Here is a 590-nt window from a genome sequence, read left to right on the forward strand (position 1 = left end):
GCCATACGGGGTGTCCATCGGGCCGAAGTGCGCCTGGCCGCCGCCGGCGGTCGCCCGGGCCACGGCCGCGTCGCAGTCGTCCACGGCGAAGTAGACCTGGAGGTGCGAGGGCACCTCCGCCGGGAAGTCCTCGCCCATCGCCAGCCGGCCGAGCACCGGCCCGTCGGCGAGGCTGAAGAGCCTGAAGTCCATCTGCTCGTCGTCCATCTGCTGCGCGCGGTAGGGGAAGACAGCGGCGAAGAACGCGTCGGACTGCCGCGGCTGGCGCGTGTACACCTCGGCCCAGCAGTACGCGCCGGGCTCGGCGACCTTCTCGAACCCCTTGTGCTGGCCCGCCTCCCAGACGCCGAAGGCGACCCCGCTCGGGTCGCGGGCGATCACCATCGTGCCGAACTCGCTGACCCGCATCGGCCCCATCACCACCTCGCCGCCGGCCGCCCGGATCGCCTCGGCGGTCGCCGCCGCGTCGTCCGACGCGAAGTACAGGCACCACGCGGACCGCTCCTCGGCGCCCGGCATGGGCGGCACGATCGCGGCCACCGCCTTACCGCCCGCATACGCCTGTGTGTAGTGGCCGAACTCCGTTGCGC

At 73.2% G+C, this 590-nt stretch carries 1 protein-coding gene; it reads right to left on the reverse strand.

From position 1 onward, the window contains the following. The coding region (locus KUM32_RS37405; protein WP_217146303.1) for a VOC family protein at window positions 1-590 on the reverse strand (590 nt) is incomplete at both ends.

It is taken from the genome of Streptomyces sp. AC627_RSS907 (genome assembly GCF_019049165.1).